The organism is Schaalia odontolytica (genome assembly GCF_009730335.1).
Lineage (GTDB): Bacteria > Actinomycetota > Actinomycetes > Actinomycetales > Actinomycetaceae > Pauljensenia > Pauljensenia dentiphila.
Window position 1 is genome coordinate 1284181 of sequence record NZ_CP046315.1, and the last position, 26721, is coordinate 1310901.

Below are 26721 nucleotides of genomic sequence, written 5' to 3' on the forward strand. Positions count from 1 at the left end.
GGCCTCGTCGGTGGGGGAGGAGGCCCTGATAGACTGACCCCCTACGCGACCGATAATTCCGACTAACGAGGACACCATGACGACAACCGCACTCGTGCCCATTTCTCAGGAAGACAAGATCGCCGCGGTCTCTGGCTTCCAGGACCGCTCCCTGCCTATCGAACAGACGTGCGTGTGGGAGGCTTTTGAGGAATCCCAAGGCCACGGAGTGTGGGGACGCTACGCCTGGTGCGAGGATGATTCCAAGGTTGCGTTCATCACCCTCTACAAGTATTCGGTGCGCGGCGTCCACTACCTGTGGGCGAAGTGGGGACCCGCGTGGGTCAAGGAAGCGACGCCCGAACGCGAAGCCGCCCTGCGCGCCGACCTCCTGCGCGAGATTAAGGCAAAGGATAAGACCGTCGCCTTCGTGCGCCTGCACGCCATCTACCAGCACCCCGACCTGTGCATGCCACTGCAGACGATCTCCTACGACCGCACCGTCGTCATCGACACCTCTGGCAAGACCGAAGAAGCGATCCTCGCCGCCATGCCCAAGGCGGGTAAGCGTTCGATTCGCTCTGGCCTGAAGAAGGGCAAGGCCGAGGGCGTGACCTTCCACGAGGACACTGCCAATGCCGAGGCCGTCATTGACGAGTACTACGCCGTCATGGAGGAGACCGCCAAGCGCGACGGCTTCCGTCCCCACCCCAAGGAGTACTACCTCAGCCTGCTTCAGACGCTGGGCCCGAAGCACGCGCGCATCTTCTCGATGCGCGATGCCGACGGAAATATCCTGTGCTGGGACTTCTGCCTTGTTGAGGGAATCCGCGCGCAGGCCGAGTACGGCGCCTCCACCGAGGCCGGTCGTCGTCTGCGTCAGCCTCCGGTCCTGGACTTCCTGGCGGCCGAGTTCCTCGCCCGCGACGGCGTGCGTGAGTTTGACCTGATGGGCGCGCATTCGCCGCGCTGCCCCGATCTCTATAGCGTCGGAAAGTACAAGAGTGCCTTCGCCACGCAATTCACAGACGTGCCCGGTGGCTGGGACATGCCCATCAAGAAGTCCACCTACCGTGCCATGATCGCCGCGAAGGCCGTGAAGGACTGGCGCGCCCGCTCCTGAAGCGTTCGCGCCACGGGGCTAGAATTCAATTCGCAACACAATCTCGCGTATCTAACGAAACTAGGAGACACAGTGCCCGATATCTCGCTCGTCATTGACGGACACGAACAGACCGTACCGGCGGGGACCACGGGCACAACGTGGTTCGAGAAGTCGCGCGACGTCGTCGCCATCAAGGTTGACGGTACGCCGCGTGACCTCGAGACGCCTTTTGAAGCAGGAACGACCGTCGAGGCCATCACCTTGGCCAGCGAGGACGGTCTGAACATCCTGCGCCACAGCGCCACGCACGTGCTCGCGCAGGCCGTCCAGGATGTGTTCCCCGACGTGAACCTGGGCATCGGGCCCTTCATCACCGACGGCTTCTACTACGACTTCGGCAATATCGATGCGGTGACCCCCGAGCTGCTGCGCGACCTCGAGAAGCGCATGAAGCGCATCGTCAAGGAAGGTCAGCGCTTTGTGCGTCGCGAGATCTCCGAGGAGGAGGCTGTCGTCGAGCTGGCCGAGCAGCCCTACAAGCTCGAGCTCGTCACCACGAAGGGTAAGGGCGCCGAGGGCGCTTCCGTCGAGGTCGGCGGTGGCACGCTCACCATGTACGACAACGTCCGCCGCGACGGCTCGGTCGCGTGGAAGGACCTGTGCCGCGGTCCGCACCTGCCCTCCACCAAGCTCATCGGTAACGGCTTCGCGCTGACCAAGGCCTCGGCCGCCTACTGGAAGGGCGACCAGGCGGGCGATCAGCTTCAGCGCATCTACGGAACCGCCTGGGCCTCCAAGGAAGACCTCGTCGCCTACCAGGAGCGCATCAAGGAAGCCGAGCGCCGCGACCACCGTCGCCTCGGCGCCGAGCTGGACCTGTACTCCTTCCCCGAGGAGATCGGCCCCGGCCTCGTCGTATTCCATCCCAAGGGCGGAATCCTGCGCCACGAGATCGAGTCCTACGTGACCGACCGTCACAAGGCGGCCGGCTTCGACTTCGTGCACACGCCCGAGATCTCCAAGGGCGGTCTCTTCCACACGTCGGGTCACCTGCCCTACTACGCGGACACGATGTTCCCGCCCATGCTCGTCGACGAAGAGCGCGACGAGGATGGCAACGTCACCAAGGCAGGCCAGGAGTACTACCTCAAGGCCATGAACTGCCCGATGCACAACCTGATCTTCCGTTCGCGTGGCCGCTCCTACCGCGAGCTGCCCCTGCGCTTCTACGAGCTGGGCCACGACTACCGCTACGAGAAGAGCGGTGTCGTCCACGGCCTGACCCGCATGCGTGGCTTCACGCAGGACGACTCGCACACCTACTGCACGCCTGAGCAGGCCTCGGAAGAGATCCGCACGCAGATCGCGTTCTTCCTGTCGATTCTCTCGGCTTTCGGCCTCAAGGACTTCTACCTGGAGCTGTCCACGCGCGACGAGGACGGCAAGAAGAAGGACAAGTTCATCGGCTCGGATGAGGATTGGGCGGCTGCCACGAAGGCCCTCGAGGACGCCTGCGCGGCGACCGGCCTCGACCTGGTTCCGGATCCGGGCGGCGCCGCCTTCTACGGCCCCAAGGTCTCCGTGCAGGTTAAGGACGCGATCGGTCGCACCTGGCAGATGTCGACGATCCAGTACGACTTCAACCAGCCCGACCGCTTCGACCTGGAGTACACGGCAGCCGACGGCTCCCGTCAGCGCCCCGTCATGATCCACTCCGCCAAGCTGGGTTCGGTCGAGCGCTTCATTGGCGTTCTCACCGAGCACTACGCGGGTGCATTCCCGGCGTGGCTCTCGCCCGTCCAGGTTCGCCTCATCCCCGTCGCCGAGGCCTTCGACGGCTACGTCAAGGACGTTGCCGCGAAGCTGCGCGAGCGCGGCGTGCGCGTCGAGACGGACCTGTCGGACGACCGCTTCGGCAAGAAGATTCGCAACGCCTCCAAGGACAAGATCCCGTTCACGCTCATCGCCGGCGGCGAGGACGTCGAGGCTGGGGCCGTGTCCTTCCGTCTGCGTGACGGCTCGCAGCACAACGGCGTCGCCGTCGATCGCGCGGTCGAGCTGATCGTCTCGCACATCGAGCAGCGCAACAACGCCGATCAGATCGACGGCCTCGACGAGGCGTGAGAGTCATGAGCCGCGACGCCGGTTCGGACTCGATCGGTACCCCGAACGGCCCGTTGCCGACCGAGGACGCCCGCTCGTTGGCGGGCGTCCCGGACGGCTTCGGTCGTTTCTGGACCCCCTACCGGATGGCCTATATACGCGGCGAAGGCAAGCCCGCCGACGCCTCGGACGTCGGGTGCCCGTTCTGCACGGCGCCCGGTAAGGACGACCAGGCTGGACTGATCGTCTACCGCGGCGACAGTTGCTTCGTGCTCATGAACCTGTTCCCCTACAATTCCGGGCACCTGCTCGTGTGCCCGTATCGTCACGTCTCTGACTACACGGAGCTCACGGACGAGGAACGCGTGGAGCTGGGCAACCTGACGGCGACCGCCATGCGCGTCACCCGTGAGGTCGCGTCTCCGGCGGGTTTCAACCTGGGTATGAACCAGGGTGAGGTGGCCGGTGCCGGTATCGCCGCTCACCTGCACCAGCACGTCGTTCCGCGCTGGTTGGGGGACGCGAACTTCCTGCCGATTATTGCGCAGACGAAGGCCGTGCCTGAGCTCCTGGAGGACGCTCGCGCGCGGCTGGCCGCCGCCTGGCCGAAGGAGGACTAATGCTCGGAAACCATGGACGTTCCATCACGAAGGCGATCTTTACGCCTCTCGCTCGGGTTCTCGCACGCGTGGGCGTCACCCCGAATATGGTGACGGTCGCGGGCACTGTTGCGACGGTCGCGATCGCGGTTATTTGCATTCCTCAGGGGTGGATTTGGCAGGGCGGCATCGTCCTGGCCGTCGTGATGTTCGGCGACTCCGTGGATGGCATGCTCGCGCGCATGACGACGGGCGGCACGCGTTTTGGTGCTTTCCTCGATTCGACGCTCGACCGTCTGGGCGATGGAGCCGTCTTTGGCTCCCTCACCGCCTACGCAGTCTTCCGGATGGACGACTCGTTCGTGCGCACATGGGCAATCATCACCGGCATCTGCTCGATCGTTGGTGCGGCCGCCGTTCCCTACGCGCGCGCCCGCGCGGAATCTGTCGGCGTCGTCGCCAAGCTGGGCATCGCTGAGCGCACCGACCGGCTCATCATTGGCATGGGTACGGCGATCCTCATGAGTCTCGGTCTGCCCGAGTGGGTATTTGCGGCTGGCCTAACCTGGGTGGCGTTTGCATCCTTCGTCACCGTCTGCCAGCGCATTTGGTTCACTGCCCACAACATCGACGAGGGAACGCCGTGAGTTTTTCGCCCCTGTCGCTCGCCTTTTCGATCGCCCCCCGCTTGCCGCTGCGCCTCGTCATGCGCATGGCGGACACTGGTGCATCGATTGCGGCTAGGCGCGGGGGAGCCATGATCGACCGGCTGCGCGCCAACATGGCACGTTTGACTGGAAACGAGCCATCCGCCCACGAGGTGCGTGACGCGGTCCGGTCGCACATCCGCAACTATGCTGAGCAGTTGATGCTCGGATCGTGTCGCGGCGAACCGTTGCTCAAGGGAGTCTCCTTCGAGGGCTTCGAGGCCCTGGCCACGGCCAGCGAAGATGGACCGGTCGTCCTCGCTCTCGGACACTCCGGCAGCTGGGATCGTGCCGGCGCCTGGGTGTGTGCACACGGCCGGGGCATCGTGACTGTCGCGGAGAAGGTGGAGCCTCCCGCGCTGTTTGAACGTTTCGTGTCGCTGCGCGAAGGCCTCGGCATGGAGATCATTGGCGTCGTGAAGGGTGAGTCTGTGTTTTCCACCCTCATCGAGCGCGTGCGCGGCCGTAGCGTCATCGTCCCGCTTCTTGCAGACAGGGATATTTCGGGTTCGGGCATTGAGGTCGACCTGGGGACGCGGCGCGCACTCGTCGCCGCGGGTCCCGCTGCGCTCGCGACGAAGCTGGAGCGTCCGCTTTTCGCAGCCTGCATCACCTACGAGAACGAGACTCCGACCGGGGCCGATGTACGCGTGCGTTGCGTCGGACCGATCAATGCAGATGGCCAGGAGCACCCCGACCTCAACCGCGTCGAAGCTCTCACACAGGCGTGGGTGGACGAGTTTGCCGCCATGATGGCGACCAAGGCGCAGGACTGGCACATGATGCAGCGCGTGTATGTGGAGGATCTTGACCCCGAGCGCCTGGCGCGCGCGAGGGCCGAGCACGAGAGGAAGAATCGATGAAGATCGGAATCGTGAATCCCTACTCCTGGGACGTGCCCGGGGGAGTGGGCTTCCATATCCGCGACCTTGCGTTGAAGCTGCGGTCCCGCGGACACGACGTTCAGGTGCTGACGCCGTCGACCTCGGAGGACCTGCCCGAGTGGATCACGTCCGCGGGTTCGTCCGTGTCGATCCCCTTCAACGGATCGGTGGCCAATATTTCCGTGAAGCCGAAGGCGCTCGCGCGTACTCGCCGTTGGCTGGCAGAGAACGATTTTGACGTCGTGCACGTCCACGAGCCTGTCGTTCCCTCGGTGTCGATGGCAGCTGCGATGCTGTCGACTGCCCCCCTCGTGGGGACATTCCATGCGGCCCTCGGTCGGTCGGTCTCGCGCGCGATTGCCTCGGCGCCCATGCGCCTGTACATGGAACGCATCGGAGTGCGCATCGCGGTGTCCGAGGAGGCGCGCCGAACGCTGATCGAGCACCACGGCGGCGATGCCGTCATCATTCCGAACGGGGTCGAAACGGCCTCGTTCCGCACCGCGCAGCCCCTTGAACAGTGGGTGGCGACGGACGAACGTCCGGTCATCGTGTTCCTCGGCCGCCTCGATGAGCCCCGTAAGGGCCTGAGCATTTTCGCCGGTGCCATTGCTGGTGTCCTTGAGCGTTTCCCGGGTGCGCGTTTCCTGATTGCCGGCCGAGGAGATGCCCCGGAGATTCGCCAGGCCGTTGAGCGTTTTGGCGATTCCGTGTCCTTCCTCGGCGGAATCAGTGATGAGGAGAAGGAATCCTTGCTCGCCGGCGCCACCATCTACGTCGCTCCGCAGACGGGCGGAGAGTCATTCGGCATTGTCCTCGTCGAGGCGATGGCGGCCCATACGGCTGTCGTTGCCTCGGATATCCCGGCCTTCCGTGCGGTGCTTGAGGACGGGCGAGCTGGCGCGCTCTTCGAGAGGGGCAACAGCGACTCGCTCGCACGTACGCTCATCGACCTGCTGACCGACCGCGACCGCCTCGAGGAGCTGTCCGCTGCCGGAGCGCGCTCATCGGCGCAGTACGACTGGGAGGTTGTTGCCGATAAGGTCTTCGAGGTCTACAAGCTGGCGATTGCCATGGGAAGTCCCGCCGAATCAGGAACGCGCCGGGCACGTGACCTGATCCGAGGTCGTGGAGAAGAAGGGGAGGAGCTCGCATGATCTCGCTGTCCCCGTGGCTGCTTGTCGCTATCGTATTCGCCGTTATCGCGCTCGGCGTCGTCGCAGGATTTGCGATCACGCGTGCGCGCCGTCTGGATCGGCTCCATCAGCGCATCCTTGCTTCGCGAGACTCTCTCTCGCGCCTCCTGCTGCGCCGGGCCTCCGAGGCAGACCTGCTGACCCGCAGCGTTGGGCTGGAAAACTCCGGCCTCGCCGACGCTGCGCGCGCCTATATTCAGGATGGGGGAGACCAGCTCACCACCGATGGCCTCGACCGCCGAACTGCGGCGCAACGCCAGGGCAATCGTGTCGAGGTAGCGACGCGTTTGGAGCGTGCGTCCGCCTTGTCTCGCGCAATCCGTGAGACTCTCATCCCCGACGAACGGGCGCGCATTGCATCGGATCCTCAGGCCAGCGCACGCCTGGAAGCGTTGGATGCGACGTGCTATCGCATCGAGCTCACGCGCAACGTGCATAACGTGGATGTCGCGGGAGTTCGCGCCCTGCGTTCCGCACGAATGGTAAAATTGTTGCGACTGGCCGGGCATGCTCCGATTCCCGAGCCCATTGACTTTGACGATGACACGCGAACGGGTGGACGAGGTTACTGACATGCACGCGACCCACTGGGGAGGGCCCGGCGAGGACTATCGCCTCAGCAAGATCAGCAGTGCCACCATCGACTCCACTGATGGCGTCTCGGCACCGGCCCCCGACGATGCCGCTCCCGTCTGGCAGCCTCCCAAGGCCGCGCACTCCTTCCCCTGGTTCGAGGTCGTCATGACGACTATCGGCGTGCTGGGGACCATCGGCATCATCATCTACGGTTTGGCACCCGAGTCTTCAAGCGTGACCGCCTTCGTGAAGACGACGCTGCTGTCCCTGGTTGCCCTCGTGATTGTCGTCGGCTTCCTCCAGCGGATCGATCGCTGGGAGCCAGAACCGTGGACGACGAAGCTCGCAATGTTTCTGTGGGGCGGGGGTGTGGCGACCCTGACGTCGATGATTACGAACACGGCGCTCCACACAGACATTGCCTTCACGATCGGAGACCTGCGGCGCGCCGAGGCGCTTGCCATGTCATTCATTGCGCCACTCGTGGAGGAGACATTCAAGGGGATCGGTGTCCTCATCATCGTCGTTGTACGCCGCAACAGCATCAACTCGGTACTCGACGGTGTCGTGTACGCGGGATTCTCGGCGGCGGGGTTCCTTTTCTTCGAAGACATTTTGTACTTCCTGCGCACCGAGGGCCAAGGAACAAAGACTCTCGTGTTGGTGTTCGTTCTTCGTGCCCTGGCAGGGCCCTTTCTGCACGTGATGGCCACGTCGATGACGGGCATCGGATTGGCGCTCGCCCTGATCAAGTTCCGACGCGGATGGTCGAAGACCGCCATCGTTGTCGTGTTCTGGTTTGCTGCCATGCTCATTCACTTCGCATGGAACGGGAGCATCGCGTTGCCCGCATCCGGAACAGGGTTCATCGTGATGTACCTCGTGGTGGGTATTCCCGGGTTTGTCCTCTGGTCGGTTCTCCTGCTTCGAGCTGCCCGACGGGAGGCTCTCCACATTCGCGACGGCCTCGTCCCGTACGTACGCACCGGATGGATCCTTCCCGGCGAAGTGTCGATGGCGACCGATCGTCGCGCGCGTCAAGCCGCCTTCAAGTGGACTGCCCAGGGCGGACGGGATGCGAAGCGTGCCATGCGAGCCTTCTTGTCCGACCTGGCCTCCCTCGGCCTCGACCAGCGCCTCATGGCTCGCCACGGCGCCGATCGCTCGCGCATTGAAAACGATCGTCGGATGCTAGCCGATGCCGTTGAAAAGCGTCGTGAATTCCTGCGACTGACCTCTATCGCGGAGCAGCAAAAGGACGTCACAAACGCCGTCGCGGGTCGTGCGCAGGTCGCATGACGCGTCGCATTGAACAGGGAAACAGGTCGTAGTCGAGGCAGTGAGGCGAGATCAGGTTGCTCAGCGGCTCCCGCTACGGGGTCTGTTGCATGAGCGCATTCTCACGGCTGTTCCATCGCCCCCTCATAGGCGACGCATAGGAACAGCGGGCATGATGGGGACGACAGAAAGGAAATAACGTGACTCATGCTGTGACTATTCGCCCACGTTCGTGGGCGCTCGTCGCGTGCTCGCTCATCCTCATTGCATTGAGCGTTCGGGCGGCTCTCTATGAATTGACGGAAGCTCTTGAGGGGATCTCGTCGTCTGATGCCTGGCTTGCTGTTGGTGCCTCGATGCTGAGCGCAGTTGTTGGTCTGGTGTTCCTCGCATGGGCCGCTCGCCTCAAGCCCACAATGCTGTCCTGGTTGGCCGCGTTCGGCTGGGGAACCGGTGGCGCGCTGATCTTTGCGGGATACGGCAACACAGTCATTGACTCGGCCGTAGCCGCGAGCAACCTGAGCGACGATGCGGTCGATGTCGTGACGTCCGTCGTCACGGGTCCCCTCGTCGAAGAAATAGGCAAGGGAATTGGTGTTCTGGCACTGGTCCTCGCTGCGCGTAAGGTGCTCGATCGTCCCGCGCAGGGTGGCGTGCTCGGCGCGCTCGTTGGCCTCGGTTTTGCCTGGGGTGAGGACGTGGGCTACTACGTGAGTGCCCTCGAAGACGGGATGAGCGGACTGTGGCAATCCTTCCTGGCACGTGCGCTGCTCGGCGCCTACGGTCACGCGATTTTCACGGGTGTGTTCGGTTACGCCCTGGCGTGGGCGGTGCTGCGCGCACAGAATGTGCTTGTGGGCCTCCTCGCCGCGGCCGGCGGATTCGTCGCAGCTCTCGCTCTGCACGCCCAGGCTAACGGCATTGGATTCCTGGCTCCCGAAGACTCGTGGAACCTGACCTACGGCGCGATCGAGATCCCCGTTCTCGTCGTGAGTGTCGCTCTCCTCGTGTGGGGCCTGCGCCGCCACCGGTCTACCCTGGAGGCATGAGCGCACTCGACTGGCCATTGGACGCGGACGGCTATCCCCACCGGGAGGCCGCCCGCGTCCTTCTCTTTGACGACAGTGGACGGGTCCTGTTGGCCAAGGGCCACGACGAAGACCAACCGGAGCGGTTCTGGTGGTTCACGATCGGTGGCGGCATCGAAGAAGGGGAAGACCCGCGCGGCGCAGCCGTGCGTGAGGTCTTCGAAGAAACCGGCATCGAGCTGAGCCCTGACGACCTGGTCGGTCCCGTCCTCTACCGGACCGCCGAGTTCGACTTCCTGGCGGTCACCGCCCGCCAGGACGAGTGGTTTTTTATCGCGCAGGCCCCCTCGACCGCCCTGAGCCGGGATGGATGGACCGAGCTGGAACGCTCCGTCATCGACACGCAGGCCTGGTGGGATATTGACGAGGCCGCCGCCCAGATCGATGGAGAAATCTACCCCGCGCAGATCCTCGAGTACGCGCGCGCCTGGCGCGACGGGTGGGATGGGCACATGATCCGCCTGACAGACACGCGCGAACCCTAGCGTTTCGTACTAGGCGAGGCCGAGGGGAGCGATCGCCAGAGACAGGTCCGGCGTGTTCAGTTGGACCGACACCTGCTCGCGCACGGCGGGCTTCGCGCAGAACGCGATACCGACCCCGGCCTCGTGCATCATGGGGATATCGTTCGCCCCGTCGCCGATCGCAACCGTGCGCTCGAGGGGGACACCGAGGGACGAGGCCCACGAACGCAAGCACTCAACCTTCACCCGGGAGGTCACGATGCGCCCCAGTACGCGGCCCGTCAGCACGCCGTCGGCAACCTCGAGGCGGTTCGCCGCGTAGAAATCGATGCTGAGGGAGAGCGCCAGGGGAGCGACCACTTCCTCGAAGCCGCCAGAGACGATACCGAACTTCCCACCGGCCCGGTGGACCGCGTCGATCAGCTCGCGAGCGCCCTTCGTGGGGGTGATGGCGGACAGAACACCGCCGAAGACGGATTCGGGGACCCCCGCGAGGGTTGCAACGCGCTCGCGCAAAGACTCCGCGAAATCAAGCTCTCCATTCATCGCACGAGACGTAATCTCGGCGACGCGCGCCCGCGTGCCCGCAGCTTCGGCGAGCTCCTCGATGACTTCCTGGCTGATCAGCGTCGAATCGACGTCGGTGACGACGAGGCCGGGTGCCCCGCTGGCACACAGCAGCGGAGCACCCGGCTCGTCGAGACGGTGAGTCATGCTCACTTGCGGACGACCGCGCCCTTGGGAACGACCGTAATGCCGGACTCCGTGACGGTGAAGCCGCGCTCGCGATCGTGGTCAAGATCGACACCGACGACGGCGCCTTCCTCAACGACGACATTCTTATCCAGAATCGTCTTCACGACACGGGACGAGCGACCGATGCGACAGCCGTGCATAACAACGGAATCCTCGATCTTCGCCCACGAATGGACGTAGGTGTTCGGGGAAATGACCGAGCGCACGATCTCGCCGCCGGAGACGATGACACCGGGGGAGACGAACGAGTCGATCGCGTGACCCAGACGATCTGCATCGCCGTACACGAATTTGGCCGGCGGCAGCGAGCCGTCGATCATCGTCATGGTCGGCCAGTCGCGGTTGTACAGGTTGAACACCGGGTGCACCGAAATCAGGTCCATGTTCGCCTCGTAGTAGGCGTCCAGCGTACCGACGTCACGCCAGTAGTCGCGGTCGCGGTCGGTCGACCCCGGCACGTCGTTATCCTGGAAGTCGTACACACCGCACTCGCCGCGCTCGACGAACCACGGAATGATGTTGCCACCCATGTCGTGCTTCGAATCGGGGTCGGCCGCATCCTCCCGCAGAGCGTTGACCAGATCCTTCGTGGTGAACACGTAGTTGCCCATGGAGGCGAGGACCTTGGTCGGATCGTCGGGCAGGCCCACGGCGTTCTTCGGCTTCTCGAGGAAGTTCTTGACGACCCCGTTCTCGCCGTCGATGACGCCGAGCGCCGACGCCAGCTCGATCGGCTGACGGATGCCGGCGACCGTGGCGGGCAGGCCCGAATCGATGTGGTGCTGGACCATCTGCGAGAAGTCCATGCGGTAGATGTTGTCCGCACCGATGATGACGATGTACTCCGGCTGCTCGTCGTCGACGATGTTCAGCGACTGGTAGATCGCGTCCGCGCTACCCAGGTACCAGTGCGGGCCGCGACGCTGCTGAGCCGGCACGGGAGCAATGAAGTTGCCGAGTAGGGGAGACGTGTACCAGGTCTTTGTGACGTGGCGGTCGAGCGAATGGGACTTGTACTGCGTCAAGACAACAATCTTGAGGTATCCGGAATTCACGATGTTCGACAGTGCGAAATCGATGAGACGGAAGTGACCACCGAACGGAACTGCCGGCTTTGCACGGTCATCCGTCAGGGGCATCAGTCGCTTACCCTCACCGCCCGCGAGAACGATTGCCAGAACGTGGTTCTTTGCCATGTGGCACCTCTTCGTTGGTCGAGTGGACCCGCATCGGCGCGGATCCGTGGGAGTGGTCACACTGTATTACAAATGTCTATCGATTGCTACACTGTCTCGTTTTCGACCAGCGGTGACGTGAGATCGGATACGATGTGTCTCACACGTCGCTCCCGTCGGAAGGACCCCACCATGCGCGTTGATCTCCTTACCCGTGAATACCCGCCTCACGTCTACGGAGGAGCCGGTGTCCATGTGCTCGAACTGGCCAAGGTCCTGCGCGGCCTCGTCGATGACCTGCGTGTCCAGGCGTTTGACGGTCCGCGCGAACCGGGTACCGATGGAGCCGACCCGGGCGTGACCGGACATGCCGATTTGCCTCAGCTGGCCGGAGCGAACGCCGCGCTGCGCACGCTTGGTGTCGACCTCGAGATCGCCGCCGCGTGCGAGGGTTCTGACCTGGTTCACTCCCACACCTGGTACGCGAATTTTGCCGGACACGTTGCGTCGCTTCTCGGCGATATCCCGCACGTGATCTCAGCGCACTCGCTTGAGCCGCTGCGTCCGTGGAAGGCTGAGCAGCTCGGCGGCGGCTACCGCCTGTCCTCCTACGTGGAGAAGACCGCCTACGAGGCTGCGAGCGCGATCGTCGCCGTCTCTAACGGCATGCGTGACGACATTCTGCGCTGCTACCCCGGCGTTGATCCTGAGCGCGTGCACGTCATCCACAACGGCATCGACCTGAACAAGTGGCACGCCCCCGAGGGTGAGGCGGGCGAGGAACTGCGCGCCCGCGTTCTCGCCGAGCACGGTATTGACCCGTCTCGTCGCACGGTCGTGTTCGTCGGCCGCATCACCCGCCAGAAGGGCCTCCCGTACTTCCTGCGCGCCGCCCAGCTCCTGCCCGATGACGTTCAGCTTGTGCTGTGCGCCGGCGCTCCCGACACCCCCGAGATCGCCGCAGAAGTCGAGGGCCTCGTCGCCGAGTTGCGCGCTCGCCGCTCCGGCGTCGTTCTTATCTCCGAGATGCTCCCTCAACCCGAGGTGGCGGCGATCCTGTCCTCGGCGCAGGTCTTCATCACGCCGTCGGTGTACGAGCCCCTCGGCATCGTCAACCTGGAGGCGATGGCCCTCGGCCTGCCCGTCGTCGGCACCGCGACCGGCGGCATCCCCGACGTCATTGTCGATGGAGAGACCGGCTACCTCGTGCCGATCGAACAGAAGAAGGATGGCACGGGAACCCCGCTCGATCCTCGCGCCTTTGAGGAAGCGATGGCTGATCGCCTGGTGCGTATCCTCGACGATCCTGAGCTGGGCCGTCGTATGGGCGAGGCCGGCCTCGTACGCGCCCGCGATCACTTCTCCTGGGAAGCGATCGGCGTGAAGACCGCCGAGCTGTACCGTTCGCTCGTTTAGGGCGCACGTCACCCCACAGACGACTAGGCTGGATACATGACTTACGTCCTGAATCTTTCTCACGTGTCCCTCCAACGCGGGGATACGCAGGTCCTGTCCGACGTTTCGTGGTCGACGCGCCCGCGCCAGCACTGGGTCATCGTCGGCCCGAATGGCGCTGGCAAGACCACCTTGGCGCGCGTGGCCTCGGGCCGTATCGCTCCCGATAGTGGAGAGGTGACGGTGTCGGAGACCGATTTGTCGCACGCCGACCCCTCAGAGATTGCCACGCGCGTGGGGCTCTCCTCAGCCGCGGTGGGGGCCAAGATCGTGCCGACTCAGTCGGTCCTCGACACGGTGCGCAGCGCCGCCTGGGGCCTTGCCGTCGCCCACGAAGAGGAATATGAAGCGGTCGACGACGAGCGTGCCCACGCGCTCATGGATATCTTCGGTGTCTCGCACCTGGCCCAGCGCGAGTTTTCGACGCTGTCCGAGGGTGAGGCCCAGCGTGTGCTGCTGGCGCGCGCCCTCATGACCGACCCTGAGGTGCTCATCCTTGACGAGCCGACCTCGGGCCTCGACCTGGGTGCTCGTGAGTTGCTGATCGCCGCTCTGTCGGAGATCATGCAGGGTTCGAAGTCCCCGCAGGTCATCCTGGTGACGCATCAGATCGAAGAGATCCCCGTGGGTGTCACCCACTGCGCGATCATGTCCAACGGCGTGATCACGCACCAGGGGCCGATTGAAGACGTCCTGACGGGTGTCAACCTGTCCGAGGTGTACGGCATGCCTCTGCTCGCCGGCTACACTGACGGGCGCTGGTGGGCGCGCGGTGTGAGCGCGTGAGAATAGGAGTGTGAGCGGTATGTGGTGGCTGTGGATTCTCGGCGCCCTCCTCTGCGGGATCATTGAGGTCATGAGCGTGAGCTTCGTGTTCCTCATGTTTGCGATCGGTGCGCTGGCCGCCGGTGTCGCGGGCGCTTTCGGCGCGAATCTGACGATTCAGGTCATCGTTTTCATTGTCGTGTCGATTGCCCTCCTGGTCATCCTGCGTCCCTTCCTCAAGGGGCGTATTGATCGATCCAGCGGTTACGTTCCGAGCAACACTGATGGTCTGATTGGCAAGACCGGTTACGTGACCGAGGCCGTGGGAGAGCGCCACGGGCGTATCCAGTTTTCCGGTGGAGAGTGGAGCGCGCGCACTGAGGGGCCCACGCTGCCCGTTGGCACCGAGGTTCGTGTTGACCGCATCGACGGCGCAACCGCTGTCGTGAGCGCCCTCGACCCGGCCTCTGCGGCTCCGACACATCCCTATGGAGACTCGATCTCCTGATCCCGTACATCTTGTATTTTCATTGACGTAAGAAAGGAAAGACGCTGTGAATTCAGGAAACATCATCGGTAACATCGCGTTCATCGTGGTGCTTGCTCTCGTCGTTTTCGTCGTGGTCTCGCTCGCCCGCGCAGTGCGGATTGTTCCGCAGTCGCAGGCGTACGTCGTGGAGCGCCTCGGTCGGTTCCAGGCGGTCATGCAGGGTGGATTCCACCTGCTGGTCCCCTTCGTGGATCGCGTCGCCGCGCGTATCGATCTGCGTGAGCAGGTCGCGAACTTCCCGCCGCAGCCCGTCATCACCGCCGACCAGGCGATGGTCTCGATCGACTCCGTCATCTATTTCCAGATCACGGATCCGCGCAGCGCGACCTACGAGGTCGCTAACTTCCTGCAGGCGATCGAGCAGCTGACCGCCACGACGCTGCGTAACCTGATCGGCTCCCTCGACTTGGAACAGACGCAGACCTCGCGTGAGTCGATCAACAAGCAGCTGCGCGGAGTTCTTGACGAGGCCACGGGTCCGTGGGGCATTCGCGTGACCCGCGTGGAGCTCAAGTCCATCGAGCCGCCGCCGCGAGTCCTGGCCGCCATGGAGCAGCAGATCACCGCCGAGCGCACCAAGCGTGCCACGATTCTCACGGCCGAGGCCGAGCGTGAGGCCCAGATCAAGAAGGCTGAGGGTGCTAAGCAGGCCGCCGTTCTGGCTGCCTCCGCCCAACAGGAAGCACAGGTTCTTCAGGCGAAGGGCCAGAAGGAAGCCCTTATCCTCCAGGCCGAGGGTTCCCGCCAGGCGCAGATCCTGCGCGCACAGGGTGAGTCTGAAGCCATTCAGACGGTCTTCGCGGCCATCAACGCCGGAAAGGCCACGCCCGAGCTCCTGTCCTACAAGTACCTCGAAATGCTGCCGAAGATCGCAGACGGTCAGGCGTCCAAGCTGTGGATGCTGCCCTCGGATCTCACCGGCGCACTGGAATCCATCTCGAAGGGTTTCAACCTGGGCAAGTAGACTGAAGCCACGCCGGGCCGACCGCAGTCCCTGCGGTCGGCCCGTTCTTTTCTCAACGGGAGGATACCGGTGGATTCGCATCAGGAATACGTGCTGCGCGAGGTCGCGCAGAAGAATATTCGCTTTATCCGTTTGTGGTTCACAGATGTTGCGGGCGTTTTGAAGTCGATCTCGATCGATCCCGGAGAGCTCGAGGAGGCGTTCAGTGAGGGGATTGGCTTCGACGGGTCGGCCGTCGAAGGCCTGACACGCGTCTACGAGTCGGACATGCTGCTGAAGCCCGATGCCTCGACGTTCCAGTTGCTCCCATGGCGTTCCAACGAGGACCCGGTGGCCCGCATGTTCTGCGACGTCCTCATGCCTGACGGGCGCCCGGCTCCCTCAGATCCTCGAGGGGTTCTCGAGCGCGCGGTGCAGCGCGCCGCCGACGCCGGGTTCCGGGTCATGATTCACCCGGAGATCGAGTTTTACCTCCTGCGTCAGCCGGTGACGCCCGATCGCATGATCCCCGTCGATCAGGCTGGCTACTTTGACCACGTGGCACGTGGCGATTCGAACGACTTCCGTCGCCGCGCCGTGCGCATGCTCGAGGACATGGCGATTCCGGTCGAGTTCTCGCACCACGAGGGCGGGCCGGGACAGAACGAGATTGACCTGCGAGCCGTTGACCCCGTGCGCGCAGCGGATAACATCATGACTGCGCGCACCCTTATTGAGGAGGTCGCGCTACGCGAGGAGCTCGTCGCGACGTTCATGCCCAAGCCTTTCATTGAGCACCCCGGCTCGGGCATGCACACGCACTTGTCGCTGTTTGAGGGCGAAGAAAATGCGTTCTTCTCTCCTGCGGGGCAGTATCGCCTGTCCACGACGGGGCGCCAGTTCATCGCTGGCCTTCTTGCGCACGCCGAGGAGATCGCGGCCATCACCAACCAGCATGTCAACTCCTACAAACGCCTGTGGGGCGGGGGAGAGGCTCCCTCCTACGTGTGTTGGGGCCACTTGAATCGCTCGGCTCTCGTGCGCGTTCCCCTTTACAAGCCGAAGAAGGCCGCGGCGGCACGCATCGAGTACCGCGCCCCCGACCCGAGCGCGAACCCCTACCTGGCGTTCGCCGTCCTTATCTCGGCTGGGCTCGACGGTATCGAGAAGAAGATGGAGCTCATGCCCGAGGCCGAGGACAACGTGTGGGACCTGTCGGATCGTGAACGTCAGGTCATGGGCATTCACGCCCTGCCCGCATCGTTGGCGGACGCCGTGCGTGCCATGAAGAGTTCGGACCTGGTGGCCTCCACGCTCGGTGAGCAGGTGTTCGACTACGTCATCCGCAACAAGCGTAAGGAATGGACGGAATACCGCCAGCAGATTACTCGCCAGGAGCTTGAGCAATTCCTGAAGGTCGTTCCCCGGTGACACCTGACGAACTTCGGATTGCCGGATTCCTGGACCCTCGCCGAGCACTCGACTATTTCGAGGAGCTTCCGGGTGGAGCAGAGGTATGGGCGGCGGACCTGGGAGCCAGTGCCGACCCCGATCAGGCGTTGCTGGCGGCGATCCGTCTGCACGAGGCGGACTCCGGCCTCGTGCGGGGACTCGTCGATGATTCGCGTGCGCGCGCTCGCCTGTGCGCCGTCCTGGGCGGCAGCCAGTGGCTGGGCGATTACGTTGTTGCCGAGCCCGGCCGTGCTCGATCGACGTGGGAGGATCCCGGCGACGCCGCGCGCGTGATGCTCGCGTCTGTGGGGGCGACGCGAGGGGAGCGCGGCGCTTTCGTCGCCTCTGAGGACGCCCGGGTGGACGATCTGCGTGGCGCGTATCGCCAGGTGCTGCTGTACCTGGCCGCCGATGACCTGACGAGCGATGATCCTGAAGGCTTCATGCCCCAGGTCGGTCGGCGCATCGCCGACCTGGTCGACGCCACCCTTGAGGCCGGCCTTGCCCTGGCGAGGCGGGATATCGACCCGCAGGGGCGTATCCCCTTCGCCATCATCGCGATGGGTAAGACGGGAGCACGCGAACTCAACTACATCTCCGACGTTGACGTCGTCTACGTCGCCGAGGCCGGGGCAGACGGGGATGAACGCGTGGCCCTCGAGATCGCGACGCGCCTTGCTGCGGCTACGGCATCCGCCTGCTCGGGGCCCGGAACCGAAGCTCCACTGTGGACGGTGGACGCGAATCTGCGGCCCGAGGGGCGCAACGGAGCGCTCGTACGCACCGTCGAATCCTACCGCCAGTACTGGGACAAGTGGGCGCAGACCTGGGAGTTCCAGGCGCTGCTCAAGGCGCGCGCCTGTGCGGGGAACGAGGCCGTGGGGCGTGCCTTTGAGGAAGCCGCACAGCCCTATGTGTGGAGCGCCGCGACGCGCGAAGGATTCGTCGAGGCGGCGCGTGCGATGCGCCGTCGCGTCGAGGACAACATCTCGCGTTCGCATGCGTCGCGTGAGCTCAAGCTCGGGCGCGGCGGCCTGCGTGACGTCGAGTTCACGGTTCAGCTGCTCCAGCTTGTTCACGGTCGCACCGACGCCTTCCTGCGTGTGAGGTCGACGCTAGAGGCGATTGAGGCGTTGCGCGAGGGTGGCTACATCGCGCGTAGCGACGCGCAACAGCTCGCCTCGTGCTACCGATTCCTGCGCGCTGTCGAACACCGCACTCAGCTGCCCCGCATGCGTCGCACGCACCTGATTCCGGACAAGGAACGGGAGCTGCGTGTCCTTGGGCGTGCGATGGGGACCGCTCGCTTCGCGGATGCTGAGTCGATCAGTGCCGCTATCGACGAGGTGCGCCCTCGCGTGCGCGCTTTGCACGAGGACGTCTTCTATCGCCCGATCATCGCCGCAACGGCGTCGCTCAGCGAAGACGAGGTGTCCCTGCACGCGGATGGCGCGCGTGACCGACTCGCAGCGATTGGCTACCGAGACCCGGCGGGAGCGCTCACGCACATCCGCGCTCTCACGCAGGGAACGAGCAGGCGCGCGGCGATTCAACGCCACCTGCTGCCGGTGTTCATCTCGTGGCTGGCCGGTGGGGCCGACCCCGACATGGGCCTGTTGAACTTCCGGATCCTGTCCGAGGACATTGGCGATTCGCATTGGTATCTCGCGCTTCTGCGAGACTCGGGCGTCGCTGCCCACAGGCTCACGACCATGCTCCCGAACTCGCGCTGGATCGCCGAGGCCCTCGCCAAGCGTCCCGAGGCCGTGGCCTGGCTCGACGACGATGGCGAGTTGGCTCCGCGCGAGCCGCATCGGCTAGCTCGGGAAGTTGCGGCCCTCATTGACCGTCACGAGGACGCGGCCGAGGCGGCCGCTCGAGTCCGAGCCGTGCGCACGCGTGAGCTCACGCGTTGCGCGATGAGCGACCTGCTGGGCGGCGTCGATCCGCGCGGGAATGCGATCGCCGACGCCACGGATGCGGCAATTCTCGGAGCCCTCGCCATCGCCCAGCGGGAGGAAACTGAGCGCTGGGGCGAGGAGCGGGCAAACGTTGTCTTTGTCGCGATGGGGCGCTACGGCGGACGCGAGTGCTCGTACGCCTCGGATGCCGACGTGGTTGCCCTGCATGAGGCCGTCGGGGGTGCCACCGAGGCGGAGGCGGCGGCCAGCGCAACGGTGATCGTCAACCGCGTGAAGAATCTTCTCGGCTCGGCGACAAACCAGCTGGGCATTGTCGTCGACCTCGACCTGCGTCCCGAGGGCAAGAACGGCCCAATGAGCCGGACGATTGAGTCGCATCGTGAGTACGCGCAGCGGTGGGCGTCCACATGGGAGCGCCAGGCGGCTGTGCGTGCGCGCCCGATCGGGGAGAGTGGCCTCGCCGATTCTGCCCGAGAACTCTTCGCGGAGCTCGCCTATAGGGGAGTGAGTGAGTCGGAGGTGCGAGACATTCGCTTGCTCAAAGCCCGCATGGAGAACGAGCGTTTGCCGCGCGGTATCGAGCCCGCTCGCCACGTGAAGCTCGGCCCCGGCGGCCTCACGGACGTGGAGTGGACGATCCAGCTCATTCAGATGCGTGCTGGAATGAACAACCCCGCACTGCGTACACCCTCGACGACGCAGGCGATCCTGAGCGCTCGGGAGCACGAGCTGATCAGTGCTCAAGACGCGCAGACTCTTCTCGATGCCTGGGACATGGCAACCCGTATTCGCGCGGCCAACACGCTGGCAAGTGGCCGCATGAGCGGTGTGAAGCTCGACGTCTTGCCGCGTGACAGCGCGGAGCTGCGTGCCCTTGCGGCGATCCTCGGGTACGGTAGCGGCGGGCTAAACGCCCTCGAAGACGACTGGTTGCGCGCTGGACGCAAAGCGCGCGCCGTTATGGAACGACTTTTCTGGGAGCAGCAGTGAAGATTGTGCTGGTACGGCACGGACAGACCCCCGCGAATCGCCTCGGTGCGCTCGACACGGTGCGCCCCGGTCTCGGGCTGACTCCCGAAGGACTCCTCCAGGCCCAGCGCCTCGCGGATCGATGGGAGTCCGAGGTTGCGCCGCCTCCCACCGTCATCGCACTGTCCGGGCTGCACCGTACGCGCCTGACCGCGGCCCCGCTGGCGAGCGCCTATGGGCTGACTCCGCAGGTGCACCCCGGCATCCGCGAGCTACGCTCCGGCGATCTCGAAATGGCGGCCGACCCGGCATCGCAGTCCCTCTACGTGCGCACGACCCTGTCGTGGTGCGCCGGGGATTTGGATAATCGCATGCCCGGCGGCGAAAGCGGGCGCGAGGCCCTGGCCCGCTCGCTGGAGACCGTGCGTCGGGTGGGCCTGGCCGCACGCGAGCAAGCTGGGGACGAGGCCGTCGCGGTGTTCGTCATCCATGGTGCCCTCACGCGCCTGCTGGCCACGTGGCTGTCCACCGACATCGACGAGGACCTCGTCTCCAAGCACTTCATGTCCAACACGGGCACGTCCACCTTCGAGTGGGCGCCCGACTTCACCCCGTCCTCCGCGGACGAGCTGGCGAAGGGGCTCCGCGCCCTGATCTGGAACGACCGTCCCCTCGATCAGTGGTCTTGATGCTGCTCCTGATCGGGTGCAACGAAGGCTGACACCTCGAAAGGGAACGAGCGGTACGTGAAGTAGTTGCGCAAGTACGACAGGTGGTCCTCGCACGCGAGCCACGTCTTCGTGCGGGCGTGGTGGATCGCAGGGTTACGCCAGTCGATGCGGTAAATCGCGGCGTTCGTGCATTCACGCGCCGAGCAGATGCCCGATGCGGCTTCGACTCCCAGTGCCATGGTGTCCTCCCAGTGCGGTTACGCTTGGAAGTATGCCAACCCTCGTTCTCGTTCGCCACGCGCAGGCCGCATATTCATACCCCGATCACACTCGACCCCTTACACGCGTGGGCGTCGATCAGGCCGCGCGTCTCGGCGGTGTCTTATCTCGCGAGATCGGCGCATTCGACGTCGCGGTGTGCTCGGACGCGACGCGCGCCCAGCAGACCTTCGCTCAGATCAGTCAGCGCGTGTCGATCCGTGATAGCTGGTTCGACCGCGGCGTCTACAACGCCGACGAGGAGGATATCCTGACCCTGGCGCGTACTTTCGAGGGCAGCAATGCACTCATCGTCGGTCACGAGCCGACCATCTCCGGCGCGGGCTACGTCCTGGCTTGCGAGGACGATCGGTCAGAGGTAGCCCGAGGTGTACCGACCGCGACGGCTCTCATCCTCACCTTCGATGGAACCTGGGAGAATCTGACCCCCTCCAGCTGCACCCTGCGCGCGGTGCTGACCCCGCTCACCCGCTAGGTCACGTGTCCGCGGATGAGGCCGCGGCCTCGTCCATCGTTCCTGTGAGTGTGTTTACGTTTGTCCACGTGACGCCCGCCCGGATGCGGATGGGGGCCGCAAGCGCGTTAGAATATGGCAGTATCTATCCACCCAACAGGGAGAAGTGATGTCGGGACACTCTAAGTGGGCGACCACCAAGCACAAGAAGGCCGCTATTGACGCCAAGCGCGGCAAGCTCTTCGCGCGCCTCATCAAGAACATTGAGGTTGCAGCTCGCACGGGCGGCGGCGACCCCGCTGGCAACCCGACCCTGTACGACGCCATCCAGAAGGCGAAGAAGAACTCCGTTCCCGCCGACAACATCGACCGCGCCGTCAAGCGCGGCTCCGGTGCCGAGGCCGGTGGCGCCAACTACGAGACCATCATGTACGAGGGCTACGGCCCGGGTGGCGTCGCCTTCCTGGTGGAGTGTCTGACCGACAACCGCAACCGTGCCGCCTCCGACGTTCGCCTGGGCTTCACCCGCCACGGCGGCTCGCTGGCCGATCCCGGTTCGGTGTCCTATCTTTTCTCGCGTCGCGGCATCGTTGAGGTTCCCGCCGCCGACGGTGTGGACGAGGAATCCATCATGATGGCCGTTCTGGACGCGGGCGCCGAAGAGGTTGAGGACGCCGGCGAGCTCTTCATCGTCGAGTCCGACCCCAAGGACGTCGTTGCCGTGCGTACCGCCCTGCAGGACGCAGGCATCGACTACGACTCTGCCGAAGTCCAGTTCGTCGCCTCCACCGAGGTCGAGCTCGATCTCGAGGGCGCCCTCAAGGTCAACAAGCTCATCGACGCCCTCGAGGACTCCGATGACGTGCAGAACATCTACACGAACATGTCCCTGTCGGACGAGGTTCGTGCCCAGCTGGAAGAGCAGGAGTGAACATGAGCGATTCGACCGCTAAGCGCGAGGTCGGCACCCCGCAGGTCAAGCGCGGTATGGCCCAGATGCTCAAGGGTGGCGTCATCATGGACGTCGTTACCCCCGAGCAGGCAAAGATCGCCGAGGACGCGGGCGCCGTGGCGGTTATGGCCCTCGAGCGCGTGCCCGCCGACATCCGCGCCCAGGGTGGCGTGGCCCGCATGTCCGACCCCGATCTGATCGAAGGCATCATCGAGGCCGTGTCCATCCCCGTGATGGCCAAGGCCCGCATTGGCCACTTTGTTGAGGCGCAGGTTCTGCAGTCCCTCGGTGTCGACTACATCGACGAGTCCGAGGTCCTGACCCCCGCCGACTACACCCACCACATCGACAAGTGGAACTTCACCGTTCCCTTCGTCTGTGGTGCGACCAACCTCGGTGAGGCGCTGCGCCGCATCAACGAGGGCGCGGCCATGATCCGCTCCAAGGGTGAGGCCGGCACCGGCGACGTTTCCAACGCGACGACGCACATGCGTAAGATCCGCGACGAGATCCGCCACCTGACCTCCCTGCCCGAGGACGAGCTGTACGTTGCGGCCAAGGAACTGCAGGCCCCCTACGAGCTCGTCGCCGAGGTCGCCCGCGAGGGTCGCCTCCCCGTCGTGCTCTTCACGGCCGGTGGCATTGCCACCCCCGCCGACGCTGCCATGATGATGCAGCTGGGCGCCGAGGGCGTCTTCGTCGGCTCGGGCATCTTCAAGTCCGGCGATCCCGCCAAGCGCGCGGCCGCCATCGTCAAGGCCACGACCTTCTACGACGATCCGTCCGTCATCGCCGAGGTCTCCCGTGGCCTGGGCGAGGCCATGGTCGGCATTAACGTCGACGACCTGCCGGTCGATCACCGCCTCGCGGAGCGCGGATGGTGACCATCGGCGTCCTCGCCCTGCAGGGCGACGTCGCAGAGCACGCGCGGGCGCTGGAAAACTCCGGCGCCCGCGCGCTGCTTGTGCGCAGGGTTTCTGAGCTCGACCAGGTCGACGGCCTGGTCATCCCGGGCGGCGAGTCGACGACCATGTCGAACCTCCTGCTCTCCTTCGGTCTGTTTGACACGCTCAACGACCGGATCGCCTCCGGCCTGCCGGTCTACGGCACGTGCGCGGGCATGATCATGCTCGCGTCGTCGATCCTGGACGGACGTGAGGACCAGCGTTCTTTCGGCGCGCTCGACATGGTGGTGCGTCGTAACGCCTTCGGTCGTCAGGTCGACTCCTACGAGGAGGACCTGGACGTCGAGGGCGTCAAGGGTGGTCCCTTCCACGCCGTGTTCATTCGCGCCCCGTGGGTCGAGTCGGTGGGCGAGGGCGTCGAGGTCATCGCGCGCGCCGGTAACAGCACTGACGGCCCGATCGTCGGCGTGCGCCGCGGCAACATCATGGCGACGTCGTTCCATCCCGAGGTGGGGGGAGACGATCGGATTCACGCGATGTTTGTCGATATGGTGGCGCGCGCCTGATGCGCGTCATGGGCATCGACCCCGGCCTGACGCGCTGCGGCCTCGGCGTCGTTGACGTCGATGCGTCGCGGCGTGCCTCGCTCGTGTATGTCGGTGTCGCCCGTACCGATAAGGACCTGGCGACGCACTTCCGGCTGCGCGCGATCGCGGACGCGATCGATAGCGTCATCGAACGCTACGAGCCGGAGGTCGTCGCCATCGAACGCGTCTTCGCGCAGGACAACCTCCAGTCGGTGACGACGACGATGCAGGTCATGGGTGCGGCGATGACGTGCGTGGGTCGCGCCGGACTGCCGATGGCCGTCCACACGCCCTCCGAGGTGAAGTCCGCCGTTTCTGGTAACGGAAACGCGGACAAGGCGCAGGTGCAGGCGATGGTCGCACGCATCCTTGGCCTCGCCAAGGCTCCTAAGCCCGCGGACGCTGCGGACGCTCTTGCCATTGCGATTACGCACGCGTGGCGGGGGACAGGCTTGCTCGGCGCCCCCGAGGACTCGTCGGTCGCCGTCTCGATCTCGGGTCGCCTGACCGCCCGCGGATCCATGACGCCCGCCCAAAAGGCGTGGGCTGAGGCCCAGGCCGCGCAACGCCGAACGGGTGCCGTCGATCCGAGGCGTAGGCGCGGCTAGAATCGTACATATGTTCGCCCGCGTACGCGGGTGACCCATGAACGAAAGGAACGCAGTGATCTCCATTCTGCGCGGCACAGTTGCGAGCGTCGGCCTCGACCACATCGATATCGTGGTGGGAGGCATCGGCTTCCGCGTGCACGTGACGCCCGCCTTCGCCCAGGGCGCCTCGCGCGATCAGGAGATGACCGTGTTCACGTCAATGATCGTGCGCGAAGACTTGATGACGCTGTACGGTTTCGAGTCCGCCGATGAGCGGGACGTGTTCACGAAGCTGCTGTCGGTGTCGGGCATCGGCCCGAAGATCGCGCTCGCCGCACTTGCAGTCTTGCGCCCCGACGACCTGCGCCGCGCGGTGCGCGACCAGGACCTGAGCGCTCTTCAGCGGATCCCAGGCGTGGGCAAGAAGTCAGCCCAGCGCATGGCCCTGGAAATCGGCGACAAGCTGGGCACCCCGGCAGCACTGCCGGGCGCGCAAACAGCAGCCGCCCCCGCGCCCACCGAGGACGCCGTCGCCTCCGAGGTCAGCGCTGCCTTGGTCGGCCTGGGATGGTCCGAGGCACAGGCTGCCAAGGCCATCGAGAAACTCGCGGGCAGTGGTCTTGGCGCATCCGACATGCTGCGCGCCGCCCTCGTGACGCTGGGAGGCGGACGTGGCTGATCAGATGGATTCCGGTTTCGACGTCGATGCGATGCGCATCGTCGCCCCCGACGCCGGCGAACTCGAGCGGGCAGCCGAGGCCGCGCTGCGCCCCAAGAAGCTCTCTGAGTTCGTGGGTCAGCGCGTCGTTCGAGGCCAGTTGCAGCTCGTCCTCGACGCCGCGCGGATGCGTTCGGCCAGCCCCGACCACGTCCTGCTTGCGGGCCCTCCGGGACTCGGCAAGACGACGCTGGCAATGATCATCGCCGCGGAGATGGGAACGTCCCTGCGACTGACCTCCGGCCCCGCGATCCAGCACGCTGGTGACCTTGCCGCGATTCTTTCCGGCCTCCAAGAGGGCGACGTCCTCTTCATCGACGAGATCCACCGCCTCGCGCGAACCGCCGAGGAAATGCTCTACCTCGCCATGGAGGACTTTCGCGTCGACGTCGTCGTGGGCAAGGGGCCCGGCGCGACATCGATCCCGCTGACTCTGCCGCCTTTCACCGTCGTCGGCGCCACGACGCGATCGGGCCTGCTGCCGGCTCCGCTGCGCGACCGCTTCGGCTTCACGGCCCATCTCGAGTTCTACGAGACCGATGAGCTCCAGTCGGTGGTCACCCGTTCCGCCTCGCTGCTGGGTTCGCCCATTGACGCGCAGGCCGCCCACGAGATCGCCTCGCGTTCGCGTGGAACGCCTCGTATCGCGAACCGCCTCCTGCGTCGCGTCGTCGACTACGCCCAGGTGCATGGCGACGGGCAGCTGACCCTCGAGGCCGCGCGTGGTGCCCTCGAGCTTTTTGAAGTTGACCCCTCCGGCCTCGACCGCCTCGACCGCGCGGTCCTCGAGGCCATCTGCCGTCGTTTCGCCGGTGGTCCCGTTGGCCTCACGACCCTGTCGGTGACGATCGGCGAGGAAGCAGAAACCGTCGAAACGGTCGCGGAACCCTACCTCGTGCGCGAAGGGTTCCTCGTGCGCACCAACCGCGGACGCATGGCAACCGCCAAGGCATGGGCCCACCTCGGCCTCACTCCGCCCGCGCCGGACGGTGGCCTCTTCGACTAGGGGAGTGAGCCTCGTCCCTATCCGTGCAGGCCGCGGGCACGTGCGGAGTGTCAAAACGGCTCCGGAGGCGTCTCGCGCCGCGCCACACGTTGATCACTTAGGCTAAAACCCTGCTCGGGCATTAGACTGGCAAAGTGCGCTCGAAGCGCTAGACCGTCATCGAAAGTGAATCAGCCTTTATGAACAACTACATGCTCCTGATCATGGCAGCTTTCCTCATCGTCTTCATGATGTGGAGCTCGCGCTCCCGCAGGCAGCAGATGCAGAAGCTGGAACAGGAAAAGCGTGACCAGCTCGCAGCCGTCACCCCCGGAGAATGGGTGCGTACCCGCGTGGGCTTCTGGGGTCGTTTTGTTGACCTCGACGGCGACATTGTTGTCCTGGAGACCTCTAACGGACACGAGATGTACTGGGAACGTGAATTCATCGCCGAGATCGGTGGCCAGCCGCCGCTCGCTGACGCGGAGCAGGCTGAGGCGGACGCCGACGAGGTGGAGACCGTCGAGGAGGACGCATCTGTCCTCGGCCTCGATCAGGAAGACGCCCAGTCTTTCGACGTGCGCGACACCGACGAGCAGCAGAAGTAACTCAAG

Annotated in this window: 28 protein-coding genes; 25 read left to right on the forward strand and 3 right to left on the reverse strand. The window is 65.0% G+C overall.

What is annotated here, in order from left to right; genetic code table 11:
* Positions 1-76: 76 nt before the first annotated feature.
* The 10 genes from FOC40_RS05530 (at position 77) to FOC40_RS05575 (ending at position 10000) form a co-directional block, all read left to right on the forward strand.
* Positions 77-1102: a lipid II:glycine glycyltransferase FemX gene (locus FOC40_RS05530; RefSeq protein WP_003796474.1), complete on the forward strand. Its 1026-nt coding sequence runs from the start codon at positions 77-79 to the stop codon at positions 1100-1102.
* Positions 1103-1174: 72 nt separating this feature from the next.
* Positions 1175-3208, forward strand: coding sequence for a threonine--tRNA ligase (gene thrS / locus FOC40_RS05535; protein ID WP_003796476.1), 2034 nt, complete (start codon positions 1175-1177; stop codon positions 3206-3208).
* Positions 3209-3213: 5 nt separating this feature from the next.
* A complete protein-coding gene (locus tag FOC40_RS05540; protein WP_003796479.1) occupies positions 3214-3807 on the forward strand; it encodes an HIT family protein in 594 nt (197 codons plus the stop codon).
* Entirely contained in the window at positions 3807-4433 is a 627-nt protein-coding gene (pgsA, locus tag FOC40_RS05545; protein ID WP_003796481.1) for a phosphatidylinositol phosphate synthase, read from the forward strand. The genes FOC40_RS05540 and pgsA overlap by 1 nt, the downstream gene beginning before the upstream one ends.
* Positions 4430-5356 carry a phosphatidylinositol mannoside acyltransferase gene (locus FOC40_RS05550; protein ID WP_003796482.1) on the forward strand — a complete coding sequence of 309 codons (927 nt, stop codon included), beginning with the start codon at positions 4430-4432 and terminating at the stop codon, positions 5354-5356. The genes pgsA and FOC40_RS05550 overlap by 4 nt, the downstream gene beginning before the upstream one ends.
* Positions 5353-6534 (forward strand): glycosyltransferase family 4 protein, encoded by a 1182-nt coding sequence (locus tag FOC40_RS05555; RefSeq protein WP_003796484.1) that lies wholly within the window; start codon positions 5353-5355, stop codon positions 6532-6534. Before FOC40_RS05550 ends, FOC40_RS05555 begins: the two co-directional genes overlap by 4 nt.
* Positions 6531-7145 carry a hypothetical protein gene (locus tag FOC40_RS05560; protein WP_003796486.1) on the forward strand — a complete coding sequence of 205 codons (615 nt, stop codon included), beginning with the start codon at positions 6531-6533 and terminating at the stop codon, positions 7143-7145. Before FOC40_RS05555 ends, FOC40_RS05560 begins: the two co-directional genes overlap by 4 nt.
* On the forward strand, positions 7114-8448 hold the full coding sequence (locus tag FOC40_RS05565) for a PrsW family intramembrane metalloprotease (RefSeq protein WP_003796487.1): 1335 nt from the start codon (positions 7114-7116) through the stop codon (positions 8446-8448). The genes FOC40_RS05560 and FOC40_RS05565 overlap by 32 nt, the downstream gene beginning before the upstream one ends.
* 191 nt (positions 8449-8639) lie before the next feature.
* Positions 8640-9476: a PrsW family intramembrane metalloprotease gene (locus FOC40_RS05570; RefSeq protein ID WP_003796490.1), complete on the forward strand. Its 837-nt coding sequence runs from the start codon at positions 8640-8642 to the stop codon at positions 9474-9476.
* Complete coding sequence (locus FOC40_RS05575; RefSeq protein ID WP_003796492.1) at positions 9473-10000, forward strand: NUDIX hydrolase; 528 nt, start codon at positions 9473-9475, stop codon at positions 9998-10000. Before FOC40_RS05570 ends, FOC40_RS05575 begins: the two co-directional genes overlap by 4 nt.
* A 9-nt stretch (positions 10001-10009) precedes the next feature.
* Here FOC40_RS05575 and serB read toward each other — a convergent pair whose 3' ends face one another.
* Entirely contained in the window at positions 10010-10693 is a 684-nt protein-coding gene (gene serB / locus FOC40_RS05580) for a phosphoserine phosphatase SerB (protein ID WP_003796495.1), read from the reverse strand.
* 2 nt (positions 10694-10695) lie between these two features.
* Entirely contained in the window at positions 10696-11931 is a 1236-nt protein-coding gene (locus FOC40_RS05585; RefSeq protein ID WP_003796497.1) for a glucose-1-phosphate adenylyltransferase, read from the reverse strand.
* Positions 11932-12102: 171 nt separating this feature from the next.
* Here FOC40_RS05585 and glgA point away from each other — a divergent pair, with 171 nt between their 5' ends.
* The 7 genes from glgA (at position 12103) to FOC40_RS05620 (ending at position 20655) form a co-directional block, all read left to right on the forward strand.
* Positions 12103-13326, forward strand: a complete 1224-nt coding sequence (gene glgA, locus FOC40_RS05590) for a glycogen synthase (protein WP_003796502.1) — start codon at positions 12103-12105, stop codon at positions 13324-13326.
* Between the two features lie 36 nt (positions 13327-13362).
* Positions 13363-14151 carry an ABC transporter ATP-binding protein gene (locus tag FOC40_RS05595; protein WP_003796504.1) on the forward strand — a complete coding sequence of 263 codons (789 nt, stop codon included), beginning with the start codon at positions 13363-13365 and terminating at the stop codon, positions 14149-14151.
* Positions 14152-14170: 19 nt separating this feature from the next.
* Complete coding sequence (locus FOC40_RS05600) at positions 14171-14638, forward strand: NfeD family protein (protein WP_003796506.1); 468 nt, start codon at positions 14171-14173, stop codon at positions 14636-14638.
* Between the two features lie 46 nt (positions 14639-14684).
* Positions 14685-15644 (forward strand): SPFH domain-containing protein, encoded by a 960-nt coding sequence (locus tag FOC40_RS05605; protein WP_003796508.1) that lies wholly within the window; start codon positions 14685-14687, stop codon positions 15642-15644.
* Between the two features lie 69 nt (positions 15645-15713).
* Positions 15714-17054 (forward strand): glutamine synthetase family protein, encoded by a 1341-nt coding sequence (locus tag FOC40_RS05610; RefSeq protein WP_003796510.1) that lies wholly within the window; start codon positions 15714-15716, stop codon positions 17052-17054.
* Positions 17051-19987, forward strand: coding sequence for a bifunctional [glutamine synthetase] adenylyltransferase/[glutamine synthetase]-adenylyl-L-tyrosine phosphorylase (locus FOC40_RS05615; protein WP_003796513.1), 2937 nt, complete (start codon positions 17051-17053; stop codon positions 19985-19987). Before FOC40_RS05610 ends, FOC40_RS05615 begins: the two co-directional genes overlap by 4 nt.
* On the forward strand, positions 19984-20655 hold the full coding sequence (locus FOC40_RS05620) for a histidine phosphatase family protein (protein WP_003792529.1): 672 nt from the start codon (positions 19984-19986) through the stop codon (positions 20653-20655). Before FOC40_RS05615 ends, FOC40_RS05620 begins: the two co-directional genes overlap by 4 nt.
* On the opposite strand, the gene FOC40_RS05625 is transcribed toward FOC40_RS05620, so the two are convergent.
* Positions 20643-20876, reverse strand: coding sequence for a hypothetical protein (locus FOC40_RS05625; RefSeq protein ID WP_003796514.1), 234 nt, complete (start codon positions 20874-20876; stop codon positions 20643-20645). The genes FOC40_RS05620 and FOC40_RS05625 overlap by 13 nt on opposite strands.
* A 32-nt stretch (positions 20877-20908) precedes the next feature.
* Between FOC40_RS05625 and FOC40_RS05630 the strand changes: the two genes are divergently transcribed.
* From FOC40_RS05630 to FOC40_RS05665, 8 genes are all read left to right on the forward strand, one after another.
* The gene (locus FOC40_RS05630) at positions 20909-21391 is read left to right on the forward strand and encodes a SixA phosphatase family protein (RefSeq protein WP_039929764.1); all 483 of its coding nucleotides are present in this window, start codon (positions 20909-20911) and stop codon (positions 21389-21391) included.
* Positions 21392-21539: 148 nt separating this feature from the next.
* Positions 21540-22301: a YebC/PmpR family DNA-binding transcriptional regulator gene (locus FOC40_RS05635; RefSeq protein ID WP_003796519.1), complete on the forward strand. Its 762-nt coding sequence runs from the start codon at positions 21540-21542 to the stop codon at positions 22299-22301.
* 2 nt (positions 22302-22303) lie between these two features.
* On the forward strand, positions 22304-23206 hold the full coding sequence (gene pdxS, locus FOC40_RS05640; protein WP_003792524.1) for a pyridoxal 5'-phosphate synthase lyase subunit PdxS: 903 nt from the start codon (positions 22304-22306) through the stop codon (positions 23204-23206).
* Complete coding sequence (gene pdxT, locus FOC40_RS05645) at positions 23200-23793, forward strand: pyridoxal 5'-phosphate synthase glutaminase subunit PdxT (RefSeq protein ID WP_003796522.1); 594 nt, start codon at positions 23200-23202, stop codon at positions 23791-23793. The genes pdxS and pdxT overlap by 7 nt, the downstream gene beginning before the upstream one ends.
* Positions 23793-24422 (forward strand): crossover junction endodeoxyribonuclease RuvC, encoded by a 630-nt coding sequence (ruvC, locus tag FOC40_RS05650; protein WP_003796524.1) that lies wholly within the window; start codon positions 23793-23795, stop codon positions 24420-24422. Before pdxT ends, ruvC begins: the two co-directional genes overlap by 1 nt.
* 55 nt (positions 24423-24477) lie before the next feature.
* Positions 24478-25083 (forward strand): Holliday junction branch migration protein RuvA, encoded by a 606-nt coding sequence (ruvA, locus tag FOC40_RS05655; RefSeq protein ID WP_039929767.1) that lies wholly within the window; start codon positions 24478-24480, stop codon positions 25081-25083.
* Between the two features lie 4 nt (positions 25084-25087).
* Positions 25088-26128 carry a Holliday junction branch migration DNA helicase RuvB gene (ruvB, locus tag FOC40_RS05660; RefSeq protein WP_003796528.1) on the forward strand — a complete coding sequence of 347 codons (1041 nt, stop codon included), beginning with the start codon at positions 25088-25090 and terminating at the stop codon, positions 26126-26128.
* Positions 26129-26307: 179 nt separating this feature from the next.
* On the forward strand, positions 26308-26715 hold the full coding sequence (locus FOC40_RS05665; RefSeq protein ID WP_003796530.1) for a preprotein translocase subunit YajC: 408 nt from the start codon (positions 26308-26310) through the stop codon (positions 26713-26715).
* Positions 26716-26721: the final 6 nt, after the last annotated feature.

Coding starts and splice junctions, on each gene's coding strand:
- pdxS (WP_003792524.1), top strand. CDS start 22,304: ATGAGCGATTCGACCGCTAAGCGCGAGGTCGGCACCCCGCAGGTCAAG.
- FOC40_RS05595 (WP_003796504.1), top strand. CDS start 13,363: ATGACTTACGTCCTGAATCTTTCTCACGTGTCCCTCCAACGCGGGGAT.
- FOC40_RS05560 (WP_003796486.1), top strand. CDS start 6,531: ATGATCTCGCTGTCCCCGTGGCTGCTTGTCGCTATCGTATTCGCCGTT.
- ruvB (WP_003796528.1), top strand. CDS start 25,088: ATGGATTCCGGTTTCGACGTCGATGCGATGCGCATCGTCGCCCCCGAC.
- ruvC (WP_003796524.1), top strand. CDS start 23,793: ATGCGCGTCATGGGCATCGACCCCGGCCTGACGCGCTGCGGCCTCGGC.
- FOC40_RS05625 (WP_003796514.1), bottom strand. CDS start 20,876: ATGGCACTGGGAGTCGAAGCCGCATCGGGCATCTGCTCGGCGCGTGAA.
- pgsA (WP_003796481.1), top strand. CDS start 3,807: ATGCTCGGAAACCATGGACGTTCCATCACGAAGGCGATCTTTACGCCT.
- pdxT (WP_003796522.1), top strand. CDS start 23,200: ATGGTGACCATCGGCGTCCTCGCCCTGCAGGGCGACGTCGCAGAGCAC.
- glgA (WP_003796502.1), top strand. CDS start 12,103: ATGCGCGTTGATCTCCTTACCCGTGAATACCCGCCTCACGTCTACGGA.
- FOC40_RS05555 (WP_003796484.1), top strand. CDS start 5,353: ATGAAGATCGGAATCGTGAATCCCTACTCCTGGGACGTGCCCGGGGGA.
- FOC40_RS05665 (WP_003796530.1), top strand. CDS start 26,308: ATGAACAACTACATGCTCCTGATCATGGCAGCTTTCCTCATCGTCTTC.
- FOC40_RS05635 (WP_003796519.1), top strand. CDS start 21,540: ATGTCGGGACACTCTAAGTGGGCGACCACCAAGCACAAGAAGGCCGCT.
- FOC40_RS05585 (WP_003796497.1), bottom strand. CDS start 11,931: ATGGCAAAGAACCACGTTCTGGCAATCGTTCTCGCGGGCGGTGAGGGT.
- FOC40_RS05565 (WP_003796487.1), top strand. CDS start 7,114: ATGACACGCGAACGGGTGGACGAGGTTACTGACATGCACGCGACCCAC.
- FOC40_RS05575 (WP_003796492.1), top strand. CDS start 9,473: ATGAGCGCACTCGACTGGCCATTGGACGCGGACGGCTATCCCCACCGG.
- FOC40_RS05530 (WP_003796474.1), top strand. CDS start 77: ATGACGACAACCGCACTCGTGCCCATTTCTCAGGAAGACAAGATCGCC.
- FOC40_RS05630 (WP_039929764.1), top strand. CDS start 20,909: ATGCCAACCCTCGTTCTCGTTCGCCACGCGCAGGCCGCATATTCATAC.
- FOC40_RS05540 (WP_003796479.1), top strand. CDS start 3,214: ATGAGCCGCGACGCCGGTTCGGACTCGATCGGTACCCCGAACGGCCCG.
- serB (WP_003796495.1), bottom strand. CDS start 10,693: ATGACTCACCGTCTCGACGAGCCGGGTGCTCCGCTGCTGTGTGCCAGC.
- FOC40_RS05600 (WP_003796506.1), top strand. CDS start 14,171: ATGTGGTGGCTGTGGATTCTCGGCGCCCTCCTCTGCGGGATCATTGAG.